Below are 26,595 nucleotides of genomic sequence, written 5' to 3'. Positions count from 1 at the left end.
ACCGTTGAAAAAAATCCATGATGTGTTTGCTTTATTATATGGATTCTTCCGTTTTCTGCAGGAACAGTACGTGCGCGAAACACCACGATGCCCGACCGGCGCTGCCTGGCTGCTTGCAGCACTGGCGTGCGCTCTGGCCTGCGCCCTTGCCGGCTGCGGCGACGATGCGGCGCCCGTGCAGCGCGTGGCCGGCGGCGACCCGGCGCGCGGCAAGGCGCTGCTGATGCAGTTCCAATGCGGCGCCTGCCATTCGATTCCCGGCGTCGAGGCGGCGCGCAGCACGGCCGGCCCGCCGCTCGATACGTTCGGTCGCCAGAGCTACGTGGCGGGGCGCCTGCCGAATTATCCCGAACCGCTGGTGCGGTGGATCGTCGATCCGCCCGGTGTGAAGCCCGGAACGCTGATGCCGAACCTGGGCGTGTCGCCCGAGGACGCGCGCCACATGGCGGCCTATCTCTACACGCTTAGATGACGGCGCCACCTACGACGGCGCATCCGGCGGCACAGCCGGGGGCGGGCGCGCCCCGGCAATCGGCGCTCGCGCCGGCCGGGCCGGACGCCGCGCTGATCGACCAGCTGGGCTGGACGATGACGCTCGGTTCCGTCGTCATCCTGGTCGGCGTGATGTGCCTGGTGGCGCGCGCGCTGCGTGCCCGCGGCGCGATCGGTCCGCGCGTGTGGATCGCCGGCGGCGGCCTGCTGCTGCCGTTCGTCGTGCTCACGGCGCTGCTCGCGTGGAGCCTGGCCAGCACGAAGAGCCTGTCGCAGCCTTCCTCGCTGACGCCGCTGCGCGTGGCGGTCACGGCGAAGATGTGGTGGTGGGAAGTGCGCTACATCGATCCGGCCACCGGGCGCGACGTCGTCCTGGCCAACGAGATCCGCATCCCCGCCGGCCAGCCGGTCTACCTGGCGCTGACCACGAGCGACGTGATCCACTCGTTCTGGGTACCGGCGCTGGCGGGCAAGGTCGACATGGTACCGGGGCGCGTGCATGGCCTGATGCTGAAGGCCGACCGGCCCGGCACCTGGCGCGGCCAGTGCGCCGAATTCTGCGGCACCCAGCACGCCAAGATGGCGCTGCACGTGGTGGCGCAGCCGCAGGCCGAATTCGATGCGTGGCTGGCGGCGCAGGCGCGACCGGCCGCGGCGCCGGCCACCGCACAACTGGCGCGCGGGCGGCAGGCATTCCTGGAACGGCGCTGCGATGCCTGCCACGCGGTGCGCGGCGTGGCCGGACGGACCACGGACGCCGCCACGGCCGGGCCGGACCTGACGCATGTAGGCAGCCGCCTGTACCTGGCCGCCGGCACGCTGCCCACGCACCAGGGCACGCTGGCCGGCTGGATCGCCGACCCGCAGTCGCACAAGCCGGGCGTGCGGATGCCGGCCGCCAGCGGCCTCGAAGGCGATGAACTGCGCGCGCTGGCGGCCTGGCTGGAGTCGCTGAAATGACCCAGGGCATGGAGAAAGCGCTGCCGAACCGGCTGCCGCGCCCGCCGCAGGAACTGCAGCGCCTGGAAGACGTCTGGCGCACGCCGCGCGGCTGGCGCCTGCTCAGTTCCGTCAACAACACGACGATCGGCCTGCTGTACATCGGTACCTCGCTGCTGTTCTTCGTGCTGGCCGGCGTGCTGGGCCTGCTGATCCGCCTGCAACTGGCGGTGCCGGAAAACAGCCTGTTCGGACCCGGCACCTACAACCAGATCTTCACGATGCACGGCACCGTGATGATGTTCCTGTTCGCGATTCCCGTGGTGGAGGCGGTGGCGGTCTACCTGTTGCCGGGCATGCTGGGCGCGCGCGACCTGCCGTTCCCGCGGCTGTCCGCCTACGCCTACTGGGCCTACGCGTTCGGCGGGCTGGGCTTCTTCTGCACGCTGTTCGTCGGCCTGGCGCCGGACGGCGGCTGGTTCATGTACCCGCCGCTGACCGGCAAGGCCTACTCGCCCGGCCTGAACGCCGACTTCTGGCTGCTGGGCATCGGCTTCATCGAGATCTCCGCGATCGCCGGCGCCATCGAGCTGATCGTCGGCATCCTGTTTACCCGCGCGCCCGGCATGACGCTGCTGCGCATGCCGGTGTACGCCTGGGCGATGCTGGTGGTGGGCGTGATGATCGTGTTCGCTTTCCCGGCGGTGATCGCCGGTACCGCGCTGCTGGAACTGGAACGCGCCTGGGACTGGCCGTTCTTCATTGCCGACCGGGGCGGCGACCCGATCCTGTGGCAGCACCTGTTCTGGTTCTTCGGGCACCCCGAGGTGTACATCATCTTCCTGCCGGCGGCGGGCATGGTGTCGACGATGATCCCGACCATCGCCGGCACCGCGCTGGTCGGGCGGCGCGCCGTCATCGTGGCGATGGTCGCGGTCGGCTTCTTCAGCTTCGGCCTGTGGGCCCACCACATGTTTACCACCGGCCTGGGACACCTCGAGGCGGGCTTTGCTTCCGCGGCCAGCATGGCGGTGGCGGTGCCGACGGCGATCCAGCTGTTCGCCTGGATCGGCACGCTGTGGAACGGCACCGCGCGGCGCGGCCGGCTGGCCATGTCGCCGCCGGCGCTGTTCATCCTGGGGTTCCTGTTCATTTTCGTGCTGGGCGGCCTGACCGGCGTGATGGTGGCCGTGGTGCCGTACGACTGGCAGGTGCACGACAGCTACTTCATCGTCGCCCACTTCCACTACGTACTGATCGGCGGCATGGTGTTCCCGCTGTTCGCGGCGCTGTGCTACTGGCTGCCGCTGGTCAACGGCCACGCGGTGCCGGCGCGCGTGGCGCGCTGGTCGTTCGGGCTGATGTTCGGCGGCTTCAACCTGGCGTTCTTCCCGATGCACGTCACGGGCTTGCTGGGCATGCCGCGCCGCGTCTACACGTATCCGTCGGGGCTGGGCTGGGAGCTGCTGAACATGCTGTCCACCATCGGCGCGTTCGTGTTCGCCGCCGGCGTGGCGCTGTTTTTCGGCGGCATGGTGCGCGCGCTGATGAAACCGGAAAAGGACCCCGGCAACCCGTGGAACGCCGGCACGCTGGAATGGCTGCCGTCCGAAGACTATGCCACGCGCAGCATCCCGCAGGTGGAGTCGACCGATCCGCTGTGGGCCAGTCCGGACATGATGCGCGAGGTGGAGCAGGGCGCGCACTGGCTGCCCGGCACCGTCACCGGCAAGCGCGAAACGATCGTCACCACGCCTGTCACCGGGCGGCTGCGCTACCTGCTGGTACTGCCGACGGACAGCTGGCTGCCGTTCCTGTCGGCGGCCGGCACGGCCGGCTTCTTCCTGCTGCTGACGGCGAAGCAGACGATGGTGGCGTGGATCTGCGGCGTCGTCGCCATCGTCACGCTGCTCGCGTGGCTGTGGGAACAGGACCAGCCGGCGCCGTGTCGCGACGCCAAGGTGGGAGAAGACGACGCCGGCAACGATGTCGTGCTGCCGGTCGGCGCAACGGGGCCTGCCAGCCATTCGTGGTGGGCGACGATCATCATGCTGATCGTCGACGCGGGCGTGTTCCTGTCCTTCCTGTTCGCCTACGTGCACGTGTCGATGCGGCTCGACGTCTGCCCGCCGCCGGGCGCGCGGCTGGCGGCGCCATGGCCGGCGGCGCTGTCGTTCCTGCTGGTGGCGGGCGGCGGCATCCTCGTCGCGCTGGCCCGGCGCCGGCCGCTCGCGGCAGGGCAGGCCACGCTGCGCTGGCTGATCGGTGCGGCAATCGTGCTGGCGGCGGCCGGATTCGGCCTGGAACTGGCCGGGCAGGTCGGCAGCGGACTGAGCCCCACCAGCCATGCGTGGAGCGCGGCGGTGGCGACGCTGGTCGCTTACCAGGGGCTGCACGTGCTGCTGTGCGCGATCTGCGGCGCCTATGTGATCGCCCGCTCGCTGTGCCGGCACCTGACGCCGCACAGCCGCGGTTCGCTGGACAACACGGCGCTGATCTTCTATTACACGGTGCTGCAGGGTGCAGTCACCGGCGTCGCCGTGCACCTCTGGCCGCGGCTGATGGGGTGAATCCGGGAGAAAGCATGGGTGACCGGTTCTGGAACAAGCTGTGGCACGGCACGGCGCCGCTGGTGCTGTGGGCGGCGCACTTCTTCTTCTGCTACCTGTTCGCGGCCAGCGGCTGCCGGCGCGGCACCTGGACCGTGCTGCTGGCCGTCACGCTGCTGGCGCTGGCCGCAGCGGGGTGGCTGTGCTGGCGGGCATGGCGGGAGAGCGGCGCGGCACCGCGCGGCGTGCTGCGGATGGCACGGCTGGGCGGTGCCATCCTTGCGTTCGCGGCGATCGCATGGAGTGCGATGCCGCTGCTGGCCTTCGGGGGCTGTGACTGAGGCGGCGATTCAGGACACTAGAACGAATACACCAGCGTCAGCGACGTCTGCGTATCGGTGTTCTTCTTCTCGACCGGCACATTGGAATCATTGCGGGCGCTGAACGCCGCCTTCATCTGCATCGTGCCGTTGATCTTGGTCGACAGCGCCGTCTCGGCCACCGAGTGGGTATTGGAGGTGCCGCGTTCCACGGCCAGGGTCTGCGTGAACAGGGCCGCATCGCTGATCTGCCAGCGCATGTTGGCGGCGCCGCGCACTGTCAGGCCATCCTCGTCCTCGCCGGTGGCGCGCACGCCGGAAAAGTAGCCGGGACCCAGTTCGACCTCGACGATCTTGTCGTCCGACTTCAGCAGGCGCGTCGAGCGGCCGACCGACAGCGACGAGTAGCGCGAATAGGCGCCGAAGCGGTCGTCCACGTGGGAGCCCAGCACGAACAGGCGTTCGCCTTCTTCCATCAGCTTGTAGGCCGCGCGGGCGGACAGCGAGAACCGCTCGGCCGAGCGGACGTATCGCTTGTCGCCTTCGCTGGTCTGCGTCTGGTCTTCCTTGAAGAAGCCGGACAGGATGTACTGGTTGCTCCAGTCTTCCAGCTCCTGCCGCGTATCGATCTTGCCGGTGACGGAAGTACCGTTGGTATTGCCGGAAGTGGTGATGGCGCCCAGCTCGGCGGACGTGTTCCAGGTGCGTTCTTCGATCGTGTCGGCGCTGAACGCTGCGCCATGCCCGAAGGCCATCGCGAGGATGAGTACAGAGCGTGGAATCATTGGCTGTCTGCGTCTGGTAAAACGGTGGACCCGCATTGTAACCCAGCATCCCGCAGCGCGCCCAACCCGACATTGTAAATATGCTACGCATGTTGCCTACCGTACGGAACGCCCTGCCGGCCGCTGGCACACTCGCTTCACGTTGAGCGCTTCATGTCCAGGAGCAGTACCGATGAAACCTGAAGAACTGGTCACCGATCCCCCGCTGGCGGCACGCGCGGCAGGGCTGCGCTATGTCACCGACGGCAAGCCGGGCCTGACCCGCGCCGGCACCGCCGGCGCTTTCCGCTACCTGGCCGCGGACGGCAGCGCCGTCGACGACGAGGCCACGCTGGCCCGCATCAAGGCGCTGGCGATTCCGCCGGCGTGGACCGACGTGTGGATCTGCGCGCAGGCCAACGGCCACCTGCAGGCCACCGGCCGCGATGCGCGCGGACGCAAGCAGTACCGCTACCACGCGCGCTGGCGCAGCGTGCGCGATGATGTGAAGTACGAGCGCATGATCGCGTTCGGTCAGGCGCTGCCCGGCATCCGGCAGGCGGTCGAGGCGGCGCTGAAGCTGCCCGGACTGCCGCGCGAAAAGGTGCTGGCCACCATCGTCTACCTGCTCGAGCACACCATGATGCGCATCGGGAACGAGGAATATGCACGCGATAACAAGTCGTTCGGCCTGACCACGCTGCGCAACCGCCACGTGCGGGTCGACGGCCGGGAAGTGGAATTCCGCTTTCGCGGCAAGAGCGGCGTATTCCACGACGTGAAGGTGGCCGACCGCCGCCTGGCGCGCATCATCGAGCGGATGCGGGACCTGCCGGGCCAGGAACTGTTCCAGTACGTCGACGACGATGGCACGACGCACGCGATCGATTCGTCCGACGTCAACGACTACCTGCGCACGATCACCGGCGAAGACTATACCGCCAAGGACTTCCGCACCTGGTCGGGCACCGTGCTGGCGGCGATGGCGCTGCAGGCCTTCGAGAAATTCGATTCCGAAACGCAGGCCAAGAAGAACGTGGTGCGGGCCATCGAGTCGGTGGCGAAAAAACTGGGCAATACGCCGTCGGTGTGCCGCAAGTGCTATGTGCACCCGGCCGTACTGCAAGCCTACATGGACGGCGCCGAACTGGCCGCGCTGCGCGCCCGCGCCGAGCAGGAGTTCACCAGCGACCTGCACGCGTTGCAACCGGAAGAGGCGGCCGTGCTGGCGCTGCTGCAGGAACGGCTGGCCAGGGCCGCGGCCGAGGTTAAGTCGCAGGCGGGCAAGGGCGCTGGGAAGGGTGCCGCCAAGGGCGCCGGCAAGCGCAAGCCGGCCGCGCCGCGCAAGGCGGCGCGCGTGCTGGCCGCCGCCTGAGCGGCAAGCGCGGGAACCGTTCCGACCGGCCGATGCGGCGTGCTCCTACGGTCGTGCACCGGCCGGCGTGACAGAATCGGCGCACCACGAAAATAAAAGGAGCATGTCATGAAGACGCATTCGAAAAGGAACTCGGCATTGATGGTGGCGGTCCTGCTGGCCGCCGCGACCGCGACCGCGCAGACCGTCACCACGCCGGCGGCTGGCGGCCAGGTCAACACGGGTGTCAATACCGGTGTCAATACCGGCGTTGCCGGCGGTGTCAACCGGGGTACCGCCCCGGCGATCCAGAACCGCGCCACGGCCCCCGCGCCACTGGGCGGTTCGGTGGCGCCGGCCACCGGCGCCATCGGCACGCCGGGCGTCACGACACCGATGGGCTCCATCGGACCAGCGACCAGCGGTGCCACGCTGCCGCAGGGGCAGACCGGTTCGTCGGCCAGCACCATCGGCCCGTCGAGCGTACCGAACGCGGCCACGGCTCCCGGCGCGCTGGGCACGGCTACCATGAATTCGACCGGCACGATGAATTCGACCGGCACGATGAACTCGACCGGCACGATGAATTCGACCGGTACCTTGAACCCGACCGGCACGCCGGCCGGTGCCGCCACGGGCGGCACGTTCAACAGCGTGACCCCTGCCGGCACCAACCGTTCGGCCACCACGCGCGGCACGCTGGGTAACCGGGCCGGAGGCACGACGCCCGGCGTCGTCGGCAGCGGCACCTCCGCCAGCGGCGCCTCCACGCTCGGCACCACAGGCAGCGGCGTCACGACGGGTACCAGCGGGACCGGCACCGGCGCCAGCGGCACCACGACCGGCACCAGCGGCAGCACGACCGGCACCAGCGCCGCCGGCACGGGTACCTCGGGTACGACGACGGGCACGTCCGGCACGGGCACCACGGGCGGCACCACCCGTTGAGCAGTCCGGTGAGCGGTATGCGCGCCTGCGAAGTACTGGTCATCGGCGGCGGACCCGGCGGCCTGGCCGCCGCGGTCTACCTGCGGCGCTTCCGCCGCGACGTGATCGTCGCGGACAAGGGCCACAGCCGGCTGTCGCTGATCCCGATCAGCCATAACTACCCGGGCTTTCCCGGCGGCGTGCCGGGCCGCGAGCTGCTTGGCCGTCTGCGCGAGCAGCTCGCCTGCTATGGCGGGGCGGTCGACGATATCGAGATCACCTCGCTGGACAAGGTCGACGACGTATTCGTGGCCCGCCACGATGGCGGCGAGATCCGTACTCCCGTGGTGCTGCTGGCGACCGGTGTCGCCGATGCGGGCCTGCCCGTCGACGGCTGGCCCGAAGCCGTCGCCGCCGGCGCCGTGCGCCTGTGCCCCGTATGCGACGGCTACGATATCCTCGACAAGCGTGTCGCCGTGGCGTCGCAGCCGCACAACCGCACCGGCCACGCGCTGTTCATGCGCACCTTCTCCTGCGACGTGACGCTGTTCGAACGGGAACCCGAGGCGCCGCTGTCGCCGCGCGAAGCGGAGCAGTTGCGCATTGCCGGCGTGCGCTACATCGACTCGCCGTTGAAGGGGGTGACGCTGACGGAGGCGATGGAACCGGTGCTCCACACCGAGGACGGCACCGATCACCGCTTCGACGTGTTCTATCCGATGCTGGGCGAGAAGGCCCGTTCCGGCCTGGCGCAGGCGCTCGGTGCGAAGTGCGGCGACTGCGACAAGCTGGTCGTCGACGACCACGGGCGCACCACCGTGCCGGGCCTGTATGCGGTCGGCGACGTGGTGCTGGGCCTGAACCAGATCAGCGTGGCCACCGGCCAGGCGGCCGTGGCGGCGACCGCCATCCACAATGCATTGCCATGGCAGTTCCGGCAGCGGCAACGGTGTGCGGAGTCTGCCATCGGCGGCACCTGACTCCGCTGATCCACGTGCCCTTGATTACGCGAGCTTGATTGCGTGGCGTCGATTACGTGACGCTGAATGCAGACGCTGAATGCAGACGCTGAATGCACAACGGCGGCCAATGGCCGCCGTTGTCATGTCCGGGAACCTTGCGGTTCCCGCACGGAGTTACTCCGCTTTCGCTGCCGGCTGCGCGCCGGCTGCCGCCACTGCCGGTGCCGCCTGGTACGTGGCGCCGCCGATCAGCGAGCCCACCTTGGTGCTCGTGGCGGTGGTGCGCAGCGGGTTGACGTTGGGCGCGTTGTGCGGCGCTTCGCCGTACGACATCTCGGGTGCGGTCAGGCGGGCGAACTTGCGGGCCGGCGTGGTCGACTCGATCAGGTCGCGCATGCGCGTCGCCGTGTTTTCCCACGACGTCTTCGCCACCACGTCGCGCATCTTGCGCTCCATTTCCGCGGTCTGTTCCGGCGTCTGGGCCAGCGCCGCTTCGACGTGGGCGACGAATTCCTCGGCCGTGTGGCCGATCGCCACGACGTGCGAGTAGGGCTGTTCGACGTCGCGGATCGGGGTCGACACGATCGGCAGCTCGGCTGCCATGTATTCCAGCACCTTGGTCGGGCTGATGAACTTGGTGGCGTCGTTGATCGCGAACGGCATCAGGCACACGTCCCAGCCGGCCAGGAATTTCGGCAGGTCCTCATAGCCGCGCTGCCCCATGTAATGGACGTTCGGGCGCTGCGGCAGGTGCGCCGGGTCGATCTTCACTACCGGGCCGACCAGCACGATCTGCCAGTGGGGATTCGCATCGGCGATCTTCGCCGTCAGCTCGGTATCGAAGCGCTCGTCGATCACGCCGTAGAAGCCCAGGCGCGGGTGCGGAATGTGCTCCTGGTCGGGATGGCTGGCCGCGCGGTCCAGCGCGTGGGCGAAGTGCTTCGCATCCACCGAGCTGGAGAAGCAATGAGCGTTCGAGTGGCGGTTCTTCTTCGCTTCATACAGGCTCGGGCCGCCGGTGAACACCAGGTCGGCGATGTTGAGCAGGGCGGTTTCACGCTGCAGCAGCTGGCGCGGCGGGTTCTTGAAGGCGGACAGTTCGTCCATGCAGTCGTACACGACGAGGCTGGCATGCAGCTGCGGCAGCAGCGGCAGCGCCATCGGCGTATAGAACCACACGATCGGATCTTCGCCTTCCGGCACCAGTTTGGCGACCATCGGCTGCACCAGCGGGATCTGGTCGTCATGGAAACCATGCTGCTGCACCGGCGTGTGCGGCTGGCAGACGGTGATGTTCGGCACCGGCTCCCAGGTCTTCATGAAGCTCTCGCCGTCGTGGTGAATCGGCTCTTCCACCAGCACGATCTTGTAATGTTTGGCCAGGCGGGTCAGCAGATGCTGGGGACGCTGAAACACGAAGTCCCAACGCAGATGGCAGAACACGATAATGGTCGACATGGTTTCTCCCTTGCCCATAATGGGTCGTTAATTGTGGGTCGTAAATTAGGTCAAGCTACTTGCCGCGCGCCGGGGCCTGCAGGGGGCGCGCGCCCCATTGCCCGACGATGCTAGGCCGGTGCAGGCGGATCCTGTGCGACAAGCTGGACGCTGCGGGTAGCGGCGCTGATCTTCTCGAACGGAATCTTCGGCGTGCGGTCCGCGTTCAGCAGCCCGTTTGCTTCCTGGTACGTGTCGGCGAACTGCGTATAGCAGAAGCCGGAAAACATTTGCGTCTCGTTCACCACCTTCAGCAGCGCGGTGTAGTGCTCGTAGAACGATTCGGCCGTATTCGCCCGCGAATACCCCCACGTGTCGATGTCCGGCGCCTTCGTGTCGAAGGCGATGCCGCCGAACTCCGTCAGCACGATCGGCTGGCCGCGATGCGGGAAGCCGTCCAGCGTCAGGATGCGGCCGCCAGGGCGACGCTGGTCGAACAGCGTGCGGGCCGGATCGCTGACCTCGTAGCGCGCCTTGATGCGCTGCGGATCGCTGTCGTAATCGTGGATGCCGAGGATGTCGGTGGCCGAAGCCTCCCAGCCATCGTTGCCGATCACGGGCCGCGTCGAATCCATCATCCGCGTCATGTGATACAGCGCTTCCACGGCATTGCGGTGCGCCTGCATCGACGTCAGGTTCGGCACACCCCACGACTCGTTGAACGGCACCCACACGATCACGCACGGGTGACTGTAATCGCGCTCGATCGCTTCCTGCCATTCCTTGATCAGCCGCGTCATCGACTTCGGGCTGAACGAATACGCGGAAGGCATTTCTTCCCACACCATCAGGCCCAGCTTGTCCGCCCAGTACAGGTAGCGCGGATCCTCGATCTTCTGGTGCTTGCGCACGCCGTTGAAGCCCATCAGCTTGGCCAGTTCCACATCGCGCTTCAGTGCCGCATCGTCCGGGGCCGTGATGCCGCTGTCGGGCCAGTAACCCTGGTCCAGCACCAGCCGCAGCGGGTAGGGCCTGCCATTGAGCATGAACCGGTCACGGTTGATCGCCACCGAACGCAGTGCTGTATAGGATCGTACCGTTTCCAGCTCTTCGCCGTCGCACCGCAGGGTGAGTTCCACGTCGAGCAAGGTCGGCCGTTCCGGGCTCCACAGCAGGTCGTTGCGCGAATCGTCGATGCCGGGGTCGGAAATGGCGATCTTGCGGTGCGCTTCCTGCCCCATCAGCTTGTATTCGTCGTCGGCCAGCAGCACGTCGCCGTGCCACAGCTTCACTTCCACCGTCAGCTTTTCGCGGCGGTCGCCGGCGGCCTGGATGTCGCAGCCGATCTCGAAGCCATCGAAATGCGGCGTCCACCTGATGCCCTTCAGGTAGGTCGCGGGAACCTGTTCCAGCCAGACGGTCTGCCAGATGCCGGTGGTGCGCGGGTACCAGATCGAATGCGGTTCCAGCTGCCAGTCCTGCTTGCCGCGCGGCTTGGCCAGGTCGTGCGGATCGTCTTCCGCGCGCAGCACGATCACCTGGCGCGTGCCTTCGACCAGCGCATCGGTGATGTCGACGCAGAACGACGTATGGCCGCCCTGGTGGGTCGTTACCAGGCGGTCGTTGACCCATACCTTGGCTTCGTAGTCGACCGCGCCGAAATGCAGGATCGTGCGTTCGCCGCGGCCTTCCATGTCGAATTCGAGACGGTACCAGGCAATGGTGTGAAAGCCCATGTCGTGGATGCCGGAAAGCTTCGTCTCGGGTGCGAAGGGCACCTGGATCTGCTGCTTCCACTCGATGCCCTCGTCGGGACGGCAGAAGCGCCGCTCGTCGTCGAAGACGAACTGCCACGTCCCGTTCAGGTTTTGCCATTTTTCGCGGACCAGTTGCGGTCGCGGATATTCGAAGTCACTCATGGGATCCTCTTGTAGTTATCGTGCCAGTAGCCATGCGGCCAGTAGCCATGGGGCCGGTAGCCGGGCTTGTCATCGGGGGCTTGTCATCGGTAACGGAAATCGGCAGCGTCGCGGCCGCACCGGCGTCGTGGATCTTCAGCGGCGGCAGGGATTGAAGCATGGCCGGACCGCCAGGCAGCGCCAGCGGGGCCGATGGGCCGAAGAGACCGGTGGCGCCGCGTACCATGCTCATGCAATCCTCCGCGCGAACCCGCACGTGCCGCCCGCCGGTCCGGCAGGCCGGTGCAGGGCTGTTGCTGCATGACAGTACGCGTGGCGGGGCATGTGACAGGTTCCGTTCTCGATGGCTTCGAGTGGTAATCCTATCAAGTATTGACTTCCCCATAAGTCAATTCCGCGCGGCAACTAAGAGCGTTTTCGGCTCATCAGTTCGTAACTTTTGGTTACTTCGCGGGGCATCTGGCCGGCGCTATGAGGGAACGCTAACCAGCGGTTAAATTCGTGTAGGAGTCGTCCCGCAACGGGGATGGTCAGGAACTGACACCTTGAAAGCAATTATTCGCAGTGCCAGCCCCATCATTTGCAGTGCCGGCCCCTGTTTCTTGCAGTGCTGGCCCCGTTCTTTGCGGTGCCGGCCGCACCTGCGCCGGGACCGTGGGAACGGTTCGGCCGGTTCAGGCGCCCAGCCAGGTGTATTTGAACAGGAAGACCAGGGCGATGACCCACACCACGGCGCGCACTTCGCGCACCCGGCCGGTCAGCAGCTTCAGCGCGGCATAGGTGATGAAGCCGAAGGCGATGCCGTGGGCGATCGAATAGGTGAACGGGATCAGCAGCGCGGTGACCGCCGCCGGAATGCTTTCCGTGCTTTCGTTCCACTCGATGTCGGCCAGGTCGCGCAGCATCAGGCAGGACACGAACAGCAGCGCCGGCGCAGTGGCGTAGGCCGGTACGACGCCGGCCAGTGGCGAAATGAACAGCGCCGCCAGGAACAGCAGTGCGACGACGACGGCCGTGAGGCCGGTACGGCCGCCCGCCTGCACGCCGGCCGCGCTTTCGACATACGCCGTGGTGCTCGAAGTGCCCATCACGGCACCCGCGACGATGGCAGTGCTGTCGGCCATCAGCGCCTTGTTCAGCCGCTGCATCTTGCCTTCGACCAGCAGTCCGGCGCGGGCCGCCACGCCCATCAGCGTGCCGGTGGCGTCGAACAGTTCGACCAGGAAGAACACCAGCACGACGTTCAGGATGCCGGTGCCGAACGCGCCGCCGATATCGAGCTTGCCGAAGGTGGGCGCCAGCGACGGCGGGGCCGAGAAGATGCCGTTGAAGGTATTGCCGCCAAAGAAGAACGACAGCACGGTGACGACGACGATGCCGATCAGGATGGCGCCCTTGACGCGCAGCCGGTCCAGCGCAACGATCAGCAGGAAGCCGATGATGGCCAGCAGTGCCGGTGCCTTGTGCAGGTCGCCGACCGTCACCATCGTGGCCGCGTTCGCCGTGACGATGCCGGCGCTCTTCAGCGCGATCAGGCCGAGGAACAGTCCGAGGCCCACCGTGATCGCCGTGCGCAGCGAGGCGGGAATGCCCTTGACGATCATTTCGCGCAGCCCGAAGATCGAAATGAACAGGAACAGGCAGCCGGAGATGAACACGGCGCCCAGTGCCGTCTGCCATGGCACGCCCATGCCGAGCACGACGGCGTAGGCAAAGTAGGCATTCAGCCCCATGCCGGGCGCCATGCCGATCGGGTAGTTCGCGTACAGCCCCATGATCAGCGTGCCGAGCGCCGCCGCCAGGCAGGTGGCGACGAACACCGCATCCTTCGGCACGCCGGCATCGGCCAGGATCGCCGGATTGACGAAGATGATGTACGCCATCGTCAGGAAGGTCGTCACGCCGGCCACCACTTCGGTGCGCACGTCGGTGCCGGCCTCCTTCAGTTTGAACAATTTTTCAGCGATCGACACGTCGTGTTCTCCCCAATTGTTGTGTTATCGGCCGAAGCATACCATCCGCTTCCGACAGCGCAGCCATTTGCAAGGGCATATAGTAATAAGTATTGCACTAATATAATGCCGTAGCGCTTTTGTGCATCGACTTTTCAATGGCATGTCTCCAGCCGCCAGCCAGCCGGGTGCCAGCGCAGCACATGCGTCAGCCGCAGCGCCGCGAGCAGGCGGTCGTCATGCGAAACGATCGCGAACGCGCCGGGCCACGCCCCCAGCGCTTCCTCGAGCGCCCGCAGCGCCGGCAGGTCGAGGTGATTGCCGGGCTCGTCGAGCAGCAGCAGCCGGGCGGCGCTGCGCTGCCACAGTGCGCAGGCCAGCGCCGCCTTGATCCGCTCGCCGCCGGACAACGCCCCCGCTGGCGTGGCAAGCCGCGCCGCATCGAGCCCCAGCAGCGCCAGCCGGCTGCGCAGCACCGCGTCGGCCAGCGGGCAGTCCAGTTGCCGCAGGCGCTGCAGGATATTCCACTCCGGCGGCAGCAGGCGTTCGGCGTGCTGGTCGAGCCAGGCGGACGGCACGCAAGCCGAGCATAAGCCGGCACGCGGCGCGACGTCGCCAGCCAGCATCTTCAGCAGCGTGCTCTTGCCGCAGCCGTTCGGTCCGGCGATCGCCACCCGCACGGGGCCGGCCAGCACGAGGTCGAGCGGCAGCGCATCGGCCGGCCACGGCGCGACGGCGCCCTCGCACACGATCACGGTGCGGCCGGCCGGTACCGCGGCGTCGTCCAGCAGCAGCGCCGGCAGCGCTGCCGTATCGGCGCCGGCCGCCGCGGAGCCCACTGCATCGTCGAGCCGGGCGCGCAGGGCCGCGGCCTGCCGCGCCGCGTTTCCTGCGCTGGCCTGGGCGCCGGCCTTGCGGCGGCCGAGCAGGATCGCGGCCTGGTTTTCATCCCTGGCGGCGCGGCTGGCGCGGGCATTACGCTGCTGCCGGGCGTCATGCTGCGTACGCAATTGCCGCAACGCGGCCTGCCGCGCCGTGCGCGCGTGGTCCAGCGCCGCCTGGGCGGCCACGGCCTGCGCGTCGCGCTGCGCCTGGTAATGGGTGAAATTGCCGCCGAACGCGTGCAGGCCGTGCTCGTCCAGTTCGACGATCGCCGTCATCGCGTCGAGCAGTGCACGGTCGTGGCTGATGGCGATGACGCCGCCGGACCAGGCGTCCAGCCGCCGCCGCAGCCAGTTGCGCCCATCGCGGTCGAGGTGGTTGGTCGGTTCATCCAGGATCAGCACGTCGGCGGCGGACAGGAACGCGCCGGCCAGTGCCACGCGGACCAGCTGGCCGCCGGACAGCCCGGCGGCCGGCACACCGCCGTGAAGGGACGGCAGGCCGGCATCGGCCAGCGCCGCGGCAAAATCGGCCGCCACGGTCCAGCGGCCGTCGAGCAGGGCCAGGTCCTCCGGCGTGCCGTGGCCGGCGGCCAGGCGGTTCGCCGCGGCGAACAGCGTTCCGAGGCCGGCCACGTCAGCGACGGTCGTGCCGGTATCGACGTCGATCCGCTGGGGCAGGTAGTACACCGTGCCCCGGGCATCGGCGCGGCCGGCGTCGGGTTCCTGCAGGCCGGCCATCGCGCGTGCCAGCATGCTCTTGCCGGCACCGTTGCGGCCGACCAGGCCGGTGCGGCGGTCGGCGAAAGTGAATGTCAGGTTGTCGAACAGCGTGCGGCCGCCGGCCAGGCGCAGCGTGAGGCCATGCAGTTCGATGATGGGTGCTGCCGATGCGGGCGCGGAAGGGTTCGCCGATGTGGCGGAGGAGGAGCGAGCCATGAGGAGCCTTGTCGAGCGCGTGAACGATCCGGCCGTGACGACGGCGCGGGGCATACGGTACGAGGGCTCAGATGGTCATTTGGGGGGAGTGCTCCGGTGATCGGTCGATGCGGGCTGCCCGCCGGAGGCCGGCGGGCAGGGAAGAAGTGTATAGACGTTCGACGCTGCGTGTCAATCCAGGCCGAGTGCGCGGGCAATGTCGTCCCACGCCACCAGCTTGAAGTTCTGCGGGCCGTCCGGCATGCGCTTGTGGCCATCCTGCACCACCAGCATGCCGCGCGCGTACGGGCCGCCCAGGTTGGCCGACGTGACTTCCAGTCCATCGGTCTCCGAGGCGCCATCGATGCCATCCACCACGTTCACGCCGATGCGGAACGCGCCCCTGACCTTGTACGGCGCGGTGGCGTCCAGCACCACGTAGCTGTCGTTGCCCTGGCTGGACACCACCACGTAGCTGCGCCCGTCGGCACGGTACACCCCGACACCCTCGACGTCCGCCTTCAGTACGCCGCCGGCCGGCAGCGCCATCGTCAGCTTCGCTTCGCGCGCCGCGTCGGCGCTGGTCACCCACAGCCCGCGCCGTTCTTCGCCGACGAACAGCTGGCCGCTGGCTTCGTCGGCCACGCAGCCTTCCGGCTGGCTGGCGGTGCGGAAGCGCCGCACCACTTGCGCGGTGAACCGGCCGCCGGCGCGGCCGATCCGGTAGTGCAGGTAGCGGCCGTCCTTGTCGTTGACGAAGGCGTCGAGGCCGCCGCCGGCCGGACGGTACACGCAGGCGCCGTAGATCTCGTCCAGTTCCGTCGGCAGCCGCGCCGCCTCGGCCACGGTGCCGTCCGCGGCGATCGTGAACAGCACCATCAGGTTGTCGTCGCGCCGGGTGGCCAGCGCCAGGTCGAAGCGCTCGGCGCCGAACGCGACATCCTGGCGCACGTCGACGTTGTTCAGCCGGCCCGCCTCCAGCAATTGCCGCTGCCGGCCCTGCAGGTCATACACGAGCAGGCCCTGCTTCTTGTTGGTGCCCAGCACGCGCGATGCGGCCGGGTCGGCCGGATGCTGCCAGATGGCCGGATCGTCGGCCGCATCGCCGTTGCGCGCCACCGGCTCGGTTTGCGCGCGCGGCATCACCACGGGCAGCGGCGCGACGGGCGCCGCTGCCTTCAACGCCAGGGGTACGCGCCGCCAGCCGCCGTCGCCGCGCGCCAGCAGCCGCCCGCCGGCATCGGTGGCGAGGTTCTCGACGCCCTTGCCGGCCACGCCGACCGCTGTCCAGGCATCGGCGGTGCGGCGCCATGCATGCAGCGTACCCATGCCGTCGGCGGCCGCTACGCCGCCCGGCACCACGGCCAGCGCCTGCGCGCCATCCGCCAGCTTGCCGTAGGGCGGCGCCAGGGCGACGGCGCGCCGTGCCGGGGCGCCTTCGGCGTCGGCCCGGTAAGCCCATACGCCGATGCCTTCCTCGGCCACGTAAAGCGTCCCCGTCGCATCGTCGACGCGGCAGGCCTGCACGTGCGGGGGCAGCGCCAGCCGGCGTATGCGGCGCGGCGCGTCGCCATCCATCAGCCATTGCTCGGCCTGGCCATCCTTGCCGATCAGGAAGGTGTAGGTCAGGTGCTGGGCATCGCGGTACAGGCAGGCAGCTTCGATGCCGTAGCCGGTTTCCGGCAGCGCGGGCAGGGCGGCCAGCGTGCCGGCGCGGCTGTCCGCGCGCAGGGGGATGACGCGCTCGGCATTGGCATCGGTGACGATGGCCAGGGCCGCGCCATCCGCGCCGGTGCGCACGTCGAGCTGGCGGCCCCGTACCGGCAGGCTGGCCCGTTCAGCGCCGGCCGCATCCACCAGGCGCACGGCGTTCTTGTCCAGTATCAGCCAGCCCTCGGCCAGCGCCGCCAGGTCGCGGGCTTTCGCCACCCCGGCTGGCACTGTCTCGGGAACGGCTTGGGCGTGGGCTGCCAGCGCGGTGGCCAGCAGCGACATCATGACGACAGGCTTCATCAGAACAGGCTCGCTTTCAGGCCGATCCGGTAAGTCCGGCCATATTGTTCGTACTGGACGTTGTGCGACTTCACGCCCTGGTACACATAGTACTTCTCGTTATTCAGGTTGCTGGCCTCGAACGACAGCTGCCAGCGGCGGTCGATCTGCCATGCCAGCGAGAAATCGAGCTGCGTCTGGGCGTCGACGATGCGGTCGCCGCTGGCGTCGAGCACGTTCTCGCCCAGTTCCAGCAGGTACGGCGACTTGTAGTTGACGGCCAGCCGCGTGCTGAGCGGACCGCGTTCGTAGCCGATCATCGCGTTGGCCATGCGGTTCGACTGGCCCGGCATGCGGATCGTGCGGCCGGCGCGGGCGCCCGTATCCTCGTCGAAGCTGTCGATGCCGGCACGCGAATGCGTAATGGCGCCGTTCAGTCCCACCAGCAAGCCGTTGAATGGCGCGGGCAGCATGCGCAGCGGCTGCTGCCAGGCCAGTTCGATACCCTTCACCCTGGCGCTGTCGCCGTTGGCGTACGACGTGGCGGTGGTGTAGCCGGTCCATTGGCCGCTGCCGGCCAGGTTGGTCGCGTAGGTAAAATTCTTGATGTCCTTGTGGAAGACATAGGCGGACAGCGTGCCGTCGCTGCCCAGCACCCGTTCGATGCCCAGGTCGAGGTTGTGCGATGTCAGCGGCGCCAGGTCGGGGTTGCCGATGGTGGCTTCGGTCGCGCTGTCCAGGCTGACGCCGGGAGCCAGCTGGCTGAAGTTCGCGCGCACCACCGAGTTGCTCCAGGCGGCGCGCACGCTGGTGGCACGGTCGATGTCGTAGCGCGCCTGCAGCGTCGGCAGCCAGTTGGTATACGAGCGGCCGGCGCGGCGCGGCGTGATCGTCTGGATTTCCTCGCCTTCGTCGTCCTCGGTGATCGCGATCTGCCGGCCAAGCGCCCTGAAGCGGGTGCGCTCGGCGCGCACGCCGGCCAGCAGCGACCAGGCGCCGCGTGCCAGCGTGCCCTGCACATAGGCGGCGTCGATGTCTTCATTGATCTCGAAATCGTCCAGCGCCGATTCGGCGGCCAGTTGCGCCCCGGCGCGCGGCAGGCTGGCGACCCGCGCGCGGACGGCGCCCGGGTCGAGCGCCGCGCCGATCGGGCCGAACGCGTAGTCCAGCTGGTGCGTGCCGACAAAACCGCTCATCGAGCGCGGGCCGGCGCCCCAGTAGTTCGCGCTGGTGGCGCTGCTGCTGTCGTAAGTCCACTGGTTGGTGTCGTTGTCCTTGTCGCGCCGGCTGGACTTGGCGCCGAACTTGATGGCCAGGCCGTCGTCGAGCTCGCGCGTCAGGTCCAGGCGCAACCCTTTTGCGCGGTCTTCGGCGTAGCTTTGCTGCAGCGTGATCGCGTTCAGGTTGTAGCGGGCCGGATCGAACGCGGCGGCCGGCGCGACCAGGCGCGGCGCCACGGTATTCGTAAAGCCGATGCCGCTGAAACTGCCGCGGAAACGCGCATCGTTGATCGACTCGGGCGCATCGTCGGTGGCGCGGCTGGCGCTGGCCTCGGCCTGCAGGCGCCAGCCGTCGAAGCGGCGGTCGGCGCTGGCGGTCAGCGAGCGGATCTCCTGCGTGTACTTGCGCTGGCGCAGGCGGCGTTCCAGCCGCGCGTCGTCGGTCTCGCCTTCGGCCAGGTCGTCGTTTTCCACGTTGCTCACGGTCAGCCGGTCGCGCACCTCGTCGTCCGAGAAGCGGCTGACGAAGCCGCGCAGCGCGTAGCTGGACGCGGTATCGGGCCGCCAGTCGAGGTTCAGCGCGGCGGCATAGCGTTCGCGCACCGGCAGGTATTCGCGCAGTTCGAAACCTTCCAGGCGGTCGCCGCGCCAGGCGCCGCCGGTTTCCACGTTGTCCGAGCCGAACTTGCGCTTTTCACCGGACAGGCCGGCGGCCACGCCCAGCTTGCCGCCGGCGAAGCGCTGCGCCCACAGCAGGTTGGCGCTCGGGCTGTTCTTTCCCGTGTTGGTATCGTGGCCGGCGCCGGCACCGACCGTCAGCAGCGCGCCCGGCAGGTCGAAGGCCGACAGCGTCTTCACCTCGACGGTGCCGCCCAGCGAATTGGCATCCTGGTCGGGGGTCAGCGTTTTCGACACTTCGAGCGTGCGGATCAGGCCTGCCGGCAGCACGTCGAGGGCCACGGCGCGGGTTCCCGACTCCGGCGACGGCACCAGTGCGCCGTTGATCGTGACCGCGTTCAGTTCCGGGCCCAGGCCGCGCACGGTGACATAGCGGCCCTCGCCCTGGTCGCGCTGCACGGCCACGCCGGGCAGCCGCGCCAGCGCTTCGGCGGCATTCTTGTCGGGCAGGCCGCCGATGCCGTCGCTGGACACGACGCTGACGATGTTGTCGGCCTTTTCCTGGGCGGCGATGGCGTTGGCGAGGCTGACGCGCTGGCCGGCGATGACGACCGTCGGGTCGCCGGCGGCATGGGCGCCGGTGACGGCCAGCAGGCCGAGGGCGGGTAGGGCAAGATGTCGCATGGGATGGTGGCTTGCTCGAGTGGTTGAAGTGGGGCGGATTCTAGGCAGCCCATGTGACCGATCGGTGACAGCCGGCGCCCACCCGGCCCTCCGGGGGCTGGAATGCGCTGAAATGAGCTGAATTGACCCGGCGTCCCGTGCGGGCCCGCACGGCGCCCGCGCGCCGCTGCGGCAAAATCGCCGCCGATGGTGAGCCGATCGCACCCCGGGCGGCGCCGCAACGTCATCCGTCCGGCTTCATCGCGTTGTCATCAAGCCGTCACAACGGATGGCTAGGCTGGCCGGCCATGAACACGATCCAACGCCACACACTCATCGCCGCCGGCCTGGCCGGCACCTTCGTCACGCTGGTGTATGCCGGCGGCGGCAACGCCAAAGCATCCGCCGCATGGAAGTGGTTCGATATCGCCAGCGAGGGCGGCACGGCGCTGGTGGCCGCGGCGTGGTGCCTGATCGTGCTGGGCGCCAGGCCGGACGGCCACGTGACGCGCCTGCTCGCTGCCGGCTTCGCGGCCATCATGCTGGGGTCCTGGGCCGACTGCATGGACGAGATCTTCGCCGTCGACAAGGCGGCGCTGTGGGACCACGCACTGGAAGCGCTGGTCCCGCTGGGCATGGTCGTGCTCACCGCCGGCATGGTGTACTGGCGCCAGGAACAGGCCAGCCTGACCGAACACCTGAAAAAACGCGAACGCCTGTTCCGCGACCACCGTGCGTTCGATTGCGTGACGCAATTGGCCGACGCCCGCTACCTGCGGGCGCAGCTGGAACGGCAGCGCGGCGCCTGTGCGCTGGTGCTGCTCGATATCGACGGCTTCCACCGCATCAACCGCGAGCATGGCCAGGCCGAGGGCGACCGCGTGCTGCAGGCCGTCAGCCACATGCTGCTGCTGAACCTGCGCAACGACGACCTGCTGTGCCGCTATGCGGGCGACCGCTTCGCGGTGCTGATGCCGGGCCTGGGCGACGCCGCGGCGCGCGACGCGGCGCGCCACCTGTGCGCGATGGTGGCGATGATGCGGCACTATACGAGTAGCGTCGGCAGCAACGCCGCGAGCGACGTCGGCGGCGCCGGCAGGTCGGTACCGCTGACGCTGCGCCACAGCTGCACGCAGGCCGGCGGCGTGGCCGGCCGCAGCCCGGACATGGTACTGGCCGACCTGTGCCGCCAGGTGGACGCGTGATCGCGTGGCGCGGCGCATCCGATCCGTCGATTCCGGCGCACCAGCAGCCGGCCCTGGTACTGGCCTATGCCGCTACGCGCGACGTCGATGAAGCGGCGCTGCTGCGCGGCACGGGCATGGCGCCGGCGCCCGGGCCCGGCGCGCTGGTCGCTGCTGCCCAGTATCTGCAACTGCTGGCGAACGCGCTGCGCATGCTGGACAGCCCGGACACCAGCTTCATGCTGGGCCAGCAGCTGCTGCCGGGCCATGACGGCGCGCCCAGCAATGCGCTGGTGCAGGCTCCCACGCTGCGCGAGGCGCTGGCGATCCTGTGCCGCTGGCACGCGCGCCTGACGCCGCTGCTGCGGCCCCGGTTCGAGACGTGGGACGGCATGGCGGCGCTGTACTGGATCGACAGCCACGGCGCGCCGGGCCTGCGGCCGGCACTGGTGGAGATGCACATGACGGCCGTGGTGGCGCTGTGCCGGTGGCTGGGCGGCGAGCGGCTGCCGTGGCGCTTCTGCTTCAACCGCGCCGCGCCCCGGCACGTGGAACAGCACCACGTGCACCTGGGCAGCGCGCTGCGCTTCGACTGCCAGTTCGATGCGATGCTGATCGACGGTGCGTGGCTGGACCGCCCGTGGCCGCGCGGCAGCGCGCTGGCCGCCGCGCTCGCGCTGCGCGCCGCAGGGGGCGAAGCGGAGCGGCCGCCCGGGCTGCTGGCGGCGCTGTACGACTACCTGCTGGAGCGGGTGCGCACCGCGCCTTCGCTGGACCGGGCTGCCGCCGACTTCGGCGTCAGCCCGGCCACGCTGAAGCGCCAGCTGGCGCGTCATGGCACGCATTTCCAGGCCGAACTGGACCAGGTGCGCACGCATGTAGCGCTGTGGATGTTTCATGCGCAGCGCGCCGACAACGAGGAAGTGGCGCGCTACCTGGGCTTTCACGACGCGGCGAACTTCCGCCGCTCGTTCAAGCGCTGGACCGGCGTGACGCCGTGGTTGCTGAGGATGGGCCTGTCGGCGTGACCCTGTTCTTGAGCCGCGAACTCAAGCCATCGCCAGCGCCGCCTGTTCCGCGATCTGCCGGGCGCTGGCCGGATCGCTTTCCCGGAGGGCCTCGACCACCTCGTTCAGCGAGGAACCGCAGGCAAACACCATCACGTCGCCCGGCTGGCACAGCGACAGCCCGTGCCGCAGCGCTTCGTGGCCATTCAGCCGGCTCTGCACCAGCTCCGGCGCCTTGCCGCTGGCGGCGGCACCGGCCAGCATCAGCCGGGCGCATTCGCCGGCGTCGCGCCCGCGGGTGTTCGATTCGTAGACCACGAGCGCATCGAAGCCCCGCGCACAGGTGTCGCCGACCGCTTCCAGGTCCTGGTCGCGGCGGTCGCCCGGCGCGGTAACCACGCCGACCGTGCGGCCTTTCGACAGGCCGCGCGCCATGCCGGACAGCGCCGCATAGGCGGCCGGATTGTGTGCGTAGTCGACCACCACGGTCACGCCGCGCACGTCGAAGACGTTGCTGCGCAAGGGATTGTTGCGGCCATCCGAGACGAAGCTGGCCAGCCCGGCCGCGATGCGCTCCAGCGTGAAGCCCGAAGCCAGCAGCGCGGCGGCGGCGGCCAGGCCGTTGGCGATGTTGTAGCGGGCGTGACCGCCGAGGGTGGACGGCATGGCGGCCGCCGGCAGCAGCACCTGGTGGCGCACGCCGTCGGCGATGACCAGGTCGCCATCCTGCAGATAGGCGCCGCGGCCGCCGCCGTGCAGGTGCTTCAGCAGCACCGGGTTGTCCGGATCGAGCGCGAAGAACAGCACTTCGAGCCGCTCCCTCAGCCGGGCAGCCATGCGCACGCAGTGGCGGTCCTCGGCGTTGAGGACCACGCAGCGCGAAGAGGCGCTGGCCACCACGCCTTTTACGCGCGCCAGTTCTTCGATCGTATTGACCCCTTCGAGGCCCAGGTGGTCGGCGCTGACATTGAGCACCACGGCCACGTCGCACCGGTCGAACGCCAGGCCGCGCTTCAGGATGCCGCCGCGCGCCGTTTCCAGCACGGCGAAGTCGACGGTCGGATCGGTCAGCACGGTGCGCGCCGACCAGTAGCCGCTGCAGTCGCCGCTGACGATGCGCCGGCCATCGATGTACACGCCCTCGGTAGTCGTCACGCCGGTGCGCAGGCCAGCCATGCGCACGCAATGGGCCGCCATCAGGGTGGTGGTGGTTTTACCGTTGGTGCCGGTCACGGCGATGACGGGAATGCGGCCGTTGTCGCCGCCATACATCGCTGCGACGATCGCATCGCCCGCGTCGCGCGGCGTGCCGGCGGCCGGGTACTGGTGCATCCGGATGCCCGGCGCCGCGTTCACTTCGATGATCGCGCCACCCTGCGCCGCCAGCGGCTGGGCGATGTCGCGGCAGACCAGGTCGATGCCGGCCACGTCCAGTCCGATCTTCTGCGCCGCGCGCACGCAGGCAGCACGGGTCTCGTCCGGCACCCTGTCCGTCACGTCCTCGGCGGTGCCGCCGGTGGACAGGTTCGCATTGCCGCGCAGCGTGACGGGCACGCCCACCGGCGGCACGCTGTCGAAGCCGTAGCCGTGCTTCTGCAAGGCCTGCAGTGCATGATCGTCCAGGGGAATCTGCGTCAGGATATTGGCATGCCCCTTGCCCCGCGCCGGGTTGGCGTTTTCGATGGCAACCAGTTCGCGGATCGTCCGGCGGCCGTCGCCGACCACCGTGGGAGGGCGCCGCAGCGAAGCGGCCGCGACGACATCGCCGGCGACCAGCACGCGGTAGTCCTGTCCTTCGATGAAACGCTCGACGATCACGCTGCGCGAGAACTTGCGGGCTGCTTCGAAGGCCGTTGCCACTTCCTCCGGCGTCCTGCACTGCGTGCTGACGCCCTTGCCCTGGTTGGCATCGAGCGGTTTCACGGTGACGGTGCCGCGCAGCTTGCGCGCGGCGCGCAGCGCTTCGTCCACGGTTGCCACCACGGCGCCGCCCGGTACAGGCACGCCGGCTTCCTTCAGCAGCGCCTTCGTCAACGCCTTGTCGCTGGCGATGCGGCAGGCGATGTTGCCGGCATCGCCCGTCATCGTGGCCTGCAGCCGCTTCTGCCGGCTGCCCCAGCCCAGCTGGAACAGGTTGCCTGTCTCGGTGATGCGGAAATAGGGAATACGGCGCCGGCGCGCTGCCTTCAGGATCGCCGCCGTGCTGGTACCGATCGCATGACGCTCGGCCGTGCCGCGCAACGCGGCCAGCGGTTCGTCCAGGTCGAAACGCTCGCCCCGGGCAAGTGCCCCCACCAGCGCCATGGCCAGGTCGAATGCCTGTTCGGCCACCGCCTCGACCTTGTAGGCGCACACCACGCGGAACACGCCGGGCTGGCCGCGCACGCGGCGCGTGCGGCCGAAGCCGACCGGGGTGCCGGCCAGGCATTGCAGCTCGAGCGTGACATGTTCGATGATGTGGCCCATGTAGGTACCGTCGCGCAGGCGCTCGACGAAACCGCCGTAGTGGCCGGGCGAGCAGCGGTGCGCCATCAGGCTGGGCATCAGTGCCAGCAGCGCATCGGTAAAGCCGGGGATATCGCTCGAGGCGACTTCGTGGAGCTCGGCAAGGTCCAGTATCGTCAGCAGGCACGGCCGTGTCGCGTAGAGGTTGGGGCCGCGCAGCACGCGCTGGTCCAGGATGTTCATGACAGGGGATTCCTCTTGGTGACGTTGCGAACGAAGTCGGTCAGGGCTGCCGGCGTGTCGCGCGTGGCGTCCGGCGGCAGCTGGTGCGGATGGTGGATTTCCTCGGGCAGCGCGAAACTGCTGCCGGTCGGCAGCAGGTGCAGGCGCACGTCGATCAGCTGCGGCGTGCCGCCCGCAGGGATGTCGGCCACGTTCGAGATCATCGTGCGGCCGTCGACGACGGTCACGCTGCCGGCGCCGATCACTTCGATGCCGACGCCGCGCTCGACGACCAGCGCCGTGTCCTCGTCGATGCCGATGCCCAGCAGGTAGGGATTCTGCGCGACCACGGTCAGCAGCCGGGCCAGGCGGTGCCGCTCGCTGAAGTGCTGGTCGATCACCACGCGCTGCACGAAGCCGAGGCCTGCGCCCAGGCTGACGGAGCCCTTTTCCGGCAGCAGGTCGGCCTTGCCGTCGGCCAGCATGTGGCCGCACATCGCCGACGCGCCGGCGCTGGTGCCGCCGATGCAGGCGCCGGATTCCTTCAGCGCGCGGTGCATCGCCTCGTCCAGCAGCGTGCCGCCGATCATCGCCAGCAGGCGCTTCTGGTCGCCGCCCGTCATCCAGATGCCGTCGCAGGCCCGTACCCGGGCGGCGAGGTCGGCGTCGTTGGCGGTGGCACGGTCCGGCAGGTCGACGCGGACCACTTCGCGCACGCCGATATCGCGGAAGACCGTGTCGTAACGTTCCCACATCACGTCGGGCACGCGGCTGGCGGCCGTGATGACGGCGATCGTGGCCTGCGCGCCGCCGCACAGCTGGACGAAGCGGGACAGGATCTGCTTGCTGTTCTCACGGTCTTCGTGGCCGCCGACGATGACCAGGTGGCCATGCTGGCTGCGATCGAAATGTTCAGTCGGCCCGCTCATGCACGTGCCTCCGCGCAGGGCATCTCCCGGTTGCTGTGCATTGCCGCGTCTTCCCGGCCGACGGCGATGACGCCGACGTCGATCTCCTGCGGCAGCAGGTCGACACCGCGCCGCACGGCCTCGTCGACGCCCATGCCACCGGCGATCCACGCATAGACCGTATGGGCCAGCAGGTGGCGCACGATGTGCTCGCCGATGCCGGTAACGGCCACGGCGCCTTCGGCGCCGGCATAGAAACCGCTGCCGATGATCGGCGTATCGCCGACCCGGCCCAGCAGCGACGGTGCCGAACCGCCGGTGGAGCCGGCCACGGCGAAGTTGCCGGCGGCGTCGCGCACCACCGCGCCGACCGTGTCGCACGGCGTGAAGGCCGGCGGCGTATCGTAGTTCCAGTAATCCTTGAAGGCGCGATTGGCGACGCCCGGCGTGGCCGGCTCGCTGCCGCCCAGCGTGGCCATCAGGCGGGCGTGTTTGGCGCGCTGCCGTTCGCTGATCGCGTGGTGGATCGCGAAACCGGCGGTGCGGGCGAAGCGTTCGGCGCCTTCGCCGGCCAGCAGCCAGTGCGGCGTGCGCGTAATGGCCTGCGCCACCAGCACGGGATTCTTCACGCGCTGGATGCAGGCGACGGCGCCCAGCGCGCCCTGCGAATCCATCACGGCCGCGTCCATCTCGATGGTGCGGCCGTCGAGGCACAGCACGGAACCGCTGCCGGCGTTGTAGCGGCCATCGTCTTCCAGCGCCACCACGGCGGATACGGCGGCATCGAGTGCGCTGCCACCGCCGGCAAGACGGTCAAGGCCTGTATTGGCGGCAAACCGGCAGCCGTCGTCCTGGTCGCGGCTGCCGCCTGCGCCGCCGTGTGTGACGACGGTCGCTTGCAGTTGTCGGGTCATGAAATTTC

19 protein-coding genes are annotated in these 26,595 nt (G+C 68.9%); 9 read left to right on the top strand and 10 right to left on the bottom strand.

Going from position 1 to position 26,595, the window contains the following annotated elements; genetic code table 11:
* Window positions 1-70 precede the first annotated feature (70 nt).
* From FHS02_RS04755 to FHS02_RS04740, 4 genes are read left to right on the top strand one after another with little or no spacing between them, the layout of a single operon-like run.
* A complete protein-coding gene (locus tag FHS02_RS04755; protein ID WP_229422548.1) occupies window positions 71-472 on the top strand; it encodes a c-type cytochrome in 402 nt (133 codons plus the stop codon).
* Window positions 469-1,452 (top strand): cytochrome c oxidase subunit II, encoded by a 984-nt coding sequence (locus FHS02_RS04750; RefSeq protein ID WP_137313035.1) that lies wholly within the window; start codon window positions 469-471, stop codon window positions 1,450-1,452. Before FHS02_RS04755 ends, FHS02_RS04750 begins: the two co-directional genes overlap by 4 nt.
* A complete protein-coding gene (locus FHS02_RS04745) occupies window positions 1,449-4,001 on the top strand; it encodes a cbb3-type cytochrome c oxidase subunit I (protein ID WP_137313034.1) in 2,553 nt (850 codons plus the stop codon). Before FHS02_RS04750 ends, FHS02_RS04745 begins: the two co-directional genes overlap by 4 nt.
* Window positions 4,002-4,015: 14 nt before the next feature.
* The gene (locus FHS02_RS04740; RefSeq protein ID WP_137313033.1) at window positions 4,016-4,321 is read left to right on the top strand and encodes a hypothetical protein; all 306 of its coding nucleotides are present in this window, start codon (window positions 4,016-4,018) and stop codon (window positions 4,319-4,321) included.
* Between the two features lie 17 nt (window positions 4,322-4,338).
* On the opposite strand, the gene FHS02_RS04735 is transcribed toward FHS02_RS04740, so the two are convergent.
* Window positions 4,339-5,085, bottom strand: coding sequence for a DUF481 domain-containing protein (locus FHS02_RS04735; protein ID WP_137313032.1), 747 nt, complete (start codon window positions 5,083-5,085; stop codon window positions 4,339-4,341).
* A gap of 172 nt (window positions 5,086-5,257) precedes the next feature.
* On the opposite strand from FHS02_RS04735, the gene FHS02_RS04730 reads away from it, so the two are divergent.
* The 3 genes from FHS02_RS04730 (at window position 5,258) to FHS02_RS04720 (ending at window position 8,325) form a co-directional block, all read left to right on the top strand.
* A complete protein-coding gene (locus FHS02_RS04730; protein WP_137313031.1) occupies window positions 5,258-6,439 on the top strand; it encodes a DNA topoisomerase IB in 1,182 nt (393 codons plus the stop codon).
* Window positions 6,440-6,547: 108 nt separating this feature from the next.
* Entirely contained in the window at window positions 6,548-7,366 is an 819-nt protein-coding gene (locus tag FHS02_RS04725; RefSeq protein WP_137313030.1) for a hypothetical protein, read from the top strand.
* 17 nt (window positions 7,367-7,383) lie between these two features.
* The gene (locus FHS02_RS04720) at window positions 7,384-8,325 is read left to right on the top strand and encodes an NAD(P)/FAD-dependent oxidoreductase (RefSeq protein ID WP_137313029.1); all 942 of its coding nucleotides are present in this window, start codon (window positions 7,384-7,386) and stop codon (window positions 8,323-8,325) included.
* Between the two features lie 156 nt (window positions 8,326-8,481).
* Here the strand turns inward: FHS02_RS04720 and FHS02_RS04715 are convergent, their stop codons facing one another.
* From FHS02_RS04715 to FHS02_RS04685, 6 genes are all read right to left on the bottom strand, one after another.
* Window positions 8,482-9,765 carry a glycosyltransferase gene (locus FHS02_RS04715; protein WP_137313028.1) on the bottom strand — a complete coding sequence of 428 codons (1,284 nt, stop codon included), beginning with the start codon at window positions 9,763-9,765 and terminating at the stop codon, window positions 8,482-8,484.
* A gap of 110 nt (window positions 9,766-9,875) precedes the next feature.
* Window positions 9,876-11,663, bottom strand: coding sequence for a glycoside hydrolase family 2 protein (locus FHS02_RS04710; protein WP_137313027.1), 1,788 nt, complete (start codon window positions 11,661-11,663; stop codon window positions 9,876-9,878).
* A gap of 674 nt (window positions 11,664-12,337) precedes the next feature.
* Window positions 12,338-13,636: an NCS2 family permease gene (locus tag FHS02_RS04700; RefSeq protein WP_137313025.1), complete on the bottom strand. Its 1,299-nt coding sequence runs from the start codon at window positions 13,634-13,636 to the stop codon at window positions 12,338-12,340.
* Window positions 13,637-13,770: 134 nt separating this feature from the next.
* Window positions 13,771-15,435 (bottom strand): ATP-binding cassette domain-containing protein, encoded by a 1,665-nt coding sequence (locus FHS02_RS04695; protein WP_137313024.1) that lies wholly within the window; start codon window positions 15,433-15,435, stop codon window positions 13,771-13,773.
* Window positions 15,436-15,606: 171 nt separating this feature from the next.
* Complete coding sequence (locus FHS02_RS04690) at window positions 15,607-17,427, bottom strand: phytase (RefSeq protein ID WP_137313023.1); 1,821 nt, start codon at window positions 17,425-17,427, stop codon at window positions 15,607-15,609.
* A complete protein-coding gene (locus FHS02_RS04685) occupies window positions 17,427-19,928 on the bottom strand; it encodes a TonB-dependent receptor (protein ID WP_137313022.1) in 2,502 nt (833 codons plus the stop codon). Before FHS02_RS04685 ends, FHS02_RS04690 begins: the two co-directional genes overlap by 1 nt.
* A gap of 287 nt (window positions 19,929-20,215) precedes the next feature.
* Between FHS02_RS04685 and FHS02_RS04680 the strand changes: the two genes are divergently transcribed.
* Window positions 20,216-21,112, top strand: coding sequence for a GGDEF domain-containing protein (locus tag FHS02_RS04680; RefSeq protein WP_137313021.1), 897 nt, complete (start codon window positions 20,216-20,218; stop codon window positions 21,110-21,112).
* Window positions 21,109-22,119 (top strand): AraC family transcriptional regulator, encoded by a 1,011-nt coding sequence (locus FHS02_RS04675; RefSeq protein WP_137313020.1) that lies wholly within the window; start codon window positions 21,109-21,111, stop codon window positions 22,117-22,119. The genes FHS02_RS04680 and FHS02_RS04675 overlap by 4 nt, the downstream gene beginning before the upstream one ends.
* A 21-nt stretch (window positions 22,120-22,140) precedes the next feature.
* Here FHS02_RS04675 and cphA read toward each other — a convergent pair whose 3' ends face one another.
* The 3 genes from cphA to FHS02_RS04660 are packed head-to-tail and all read right to left on the bottom strand — an operon-like array spanning window position 22,141 to window position 26,587.
* The gene (cphA, locus tag FHS02_RS04670; protein WP_137313019.1) at window positions 22,141-24,786 is read right to left on the bottom strand and encodes a cyanophycin synthetase; all 2,646 of its coding nucleotides are present in this window, start codon (window positions 24,784-24,786) and stop codon (window positions 22,141-22,143) included.
* On the bottom strand, window positions 24,783-25,694 hold the full coding sequence (locus FHS02_RS04665; RefSeq protein WP_137313018.1) for a cyanophycinase: 912 nt from the start codon (window positions 25,692-25,694) through the stop codon (window positions 24,783-24,785). The genes cphA and FHS02_RS04665 overlap by 4 nt, the downstream gene beginning before the upstream one ends.
* A complete protein-coding gene (locus FHS02_RS04660) occupies window positions 25,691-26,587 on the bottom strand; it encodes an isoaspartyl peptidase/L-asparaginase (protein ID WP_137313017.1) in 897 nt (298 codons plus the stop codon). The genes FHS02_RS04665 and FHS02_RS04660 overlap by 4 nt, the downstream gene beginning before the upstream one ends.
* Window positions 26,588-26,595 lie beyond the last annotated feature (8 nt).

The organism is Pseudoduganella umbonata, assembly GCF_014192225.1.
Taxonomy (GTDB): domain Bacteria; phylum Pseudomonadota; class Gammaproteobacteria; order Burkholderiales; family Burkholderiaceae_D; genus Rugamonas; species Rugamonas umbonata.
This window is presented reverse-complemented; position numbering and strand designations above follow the sequence as displayed.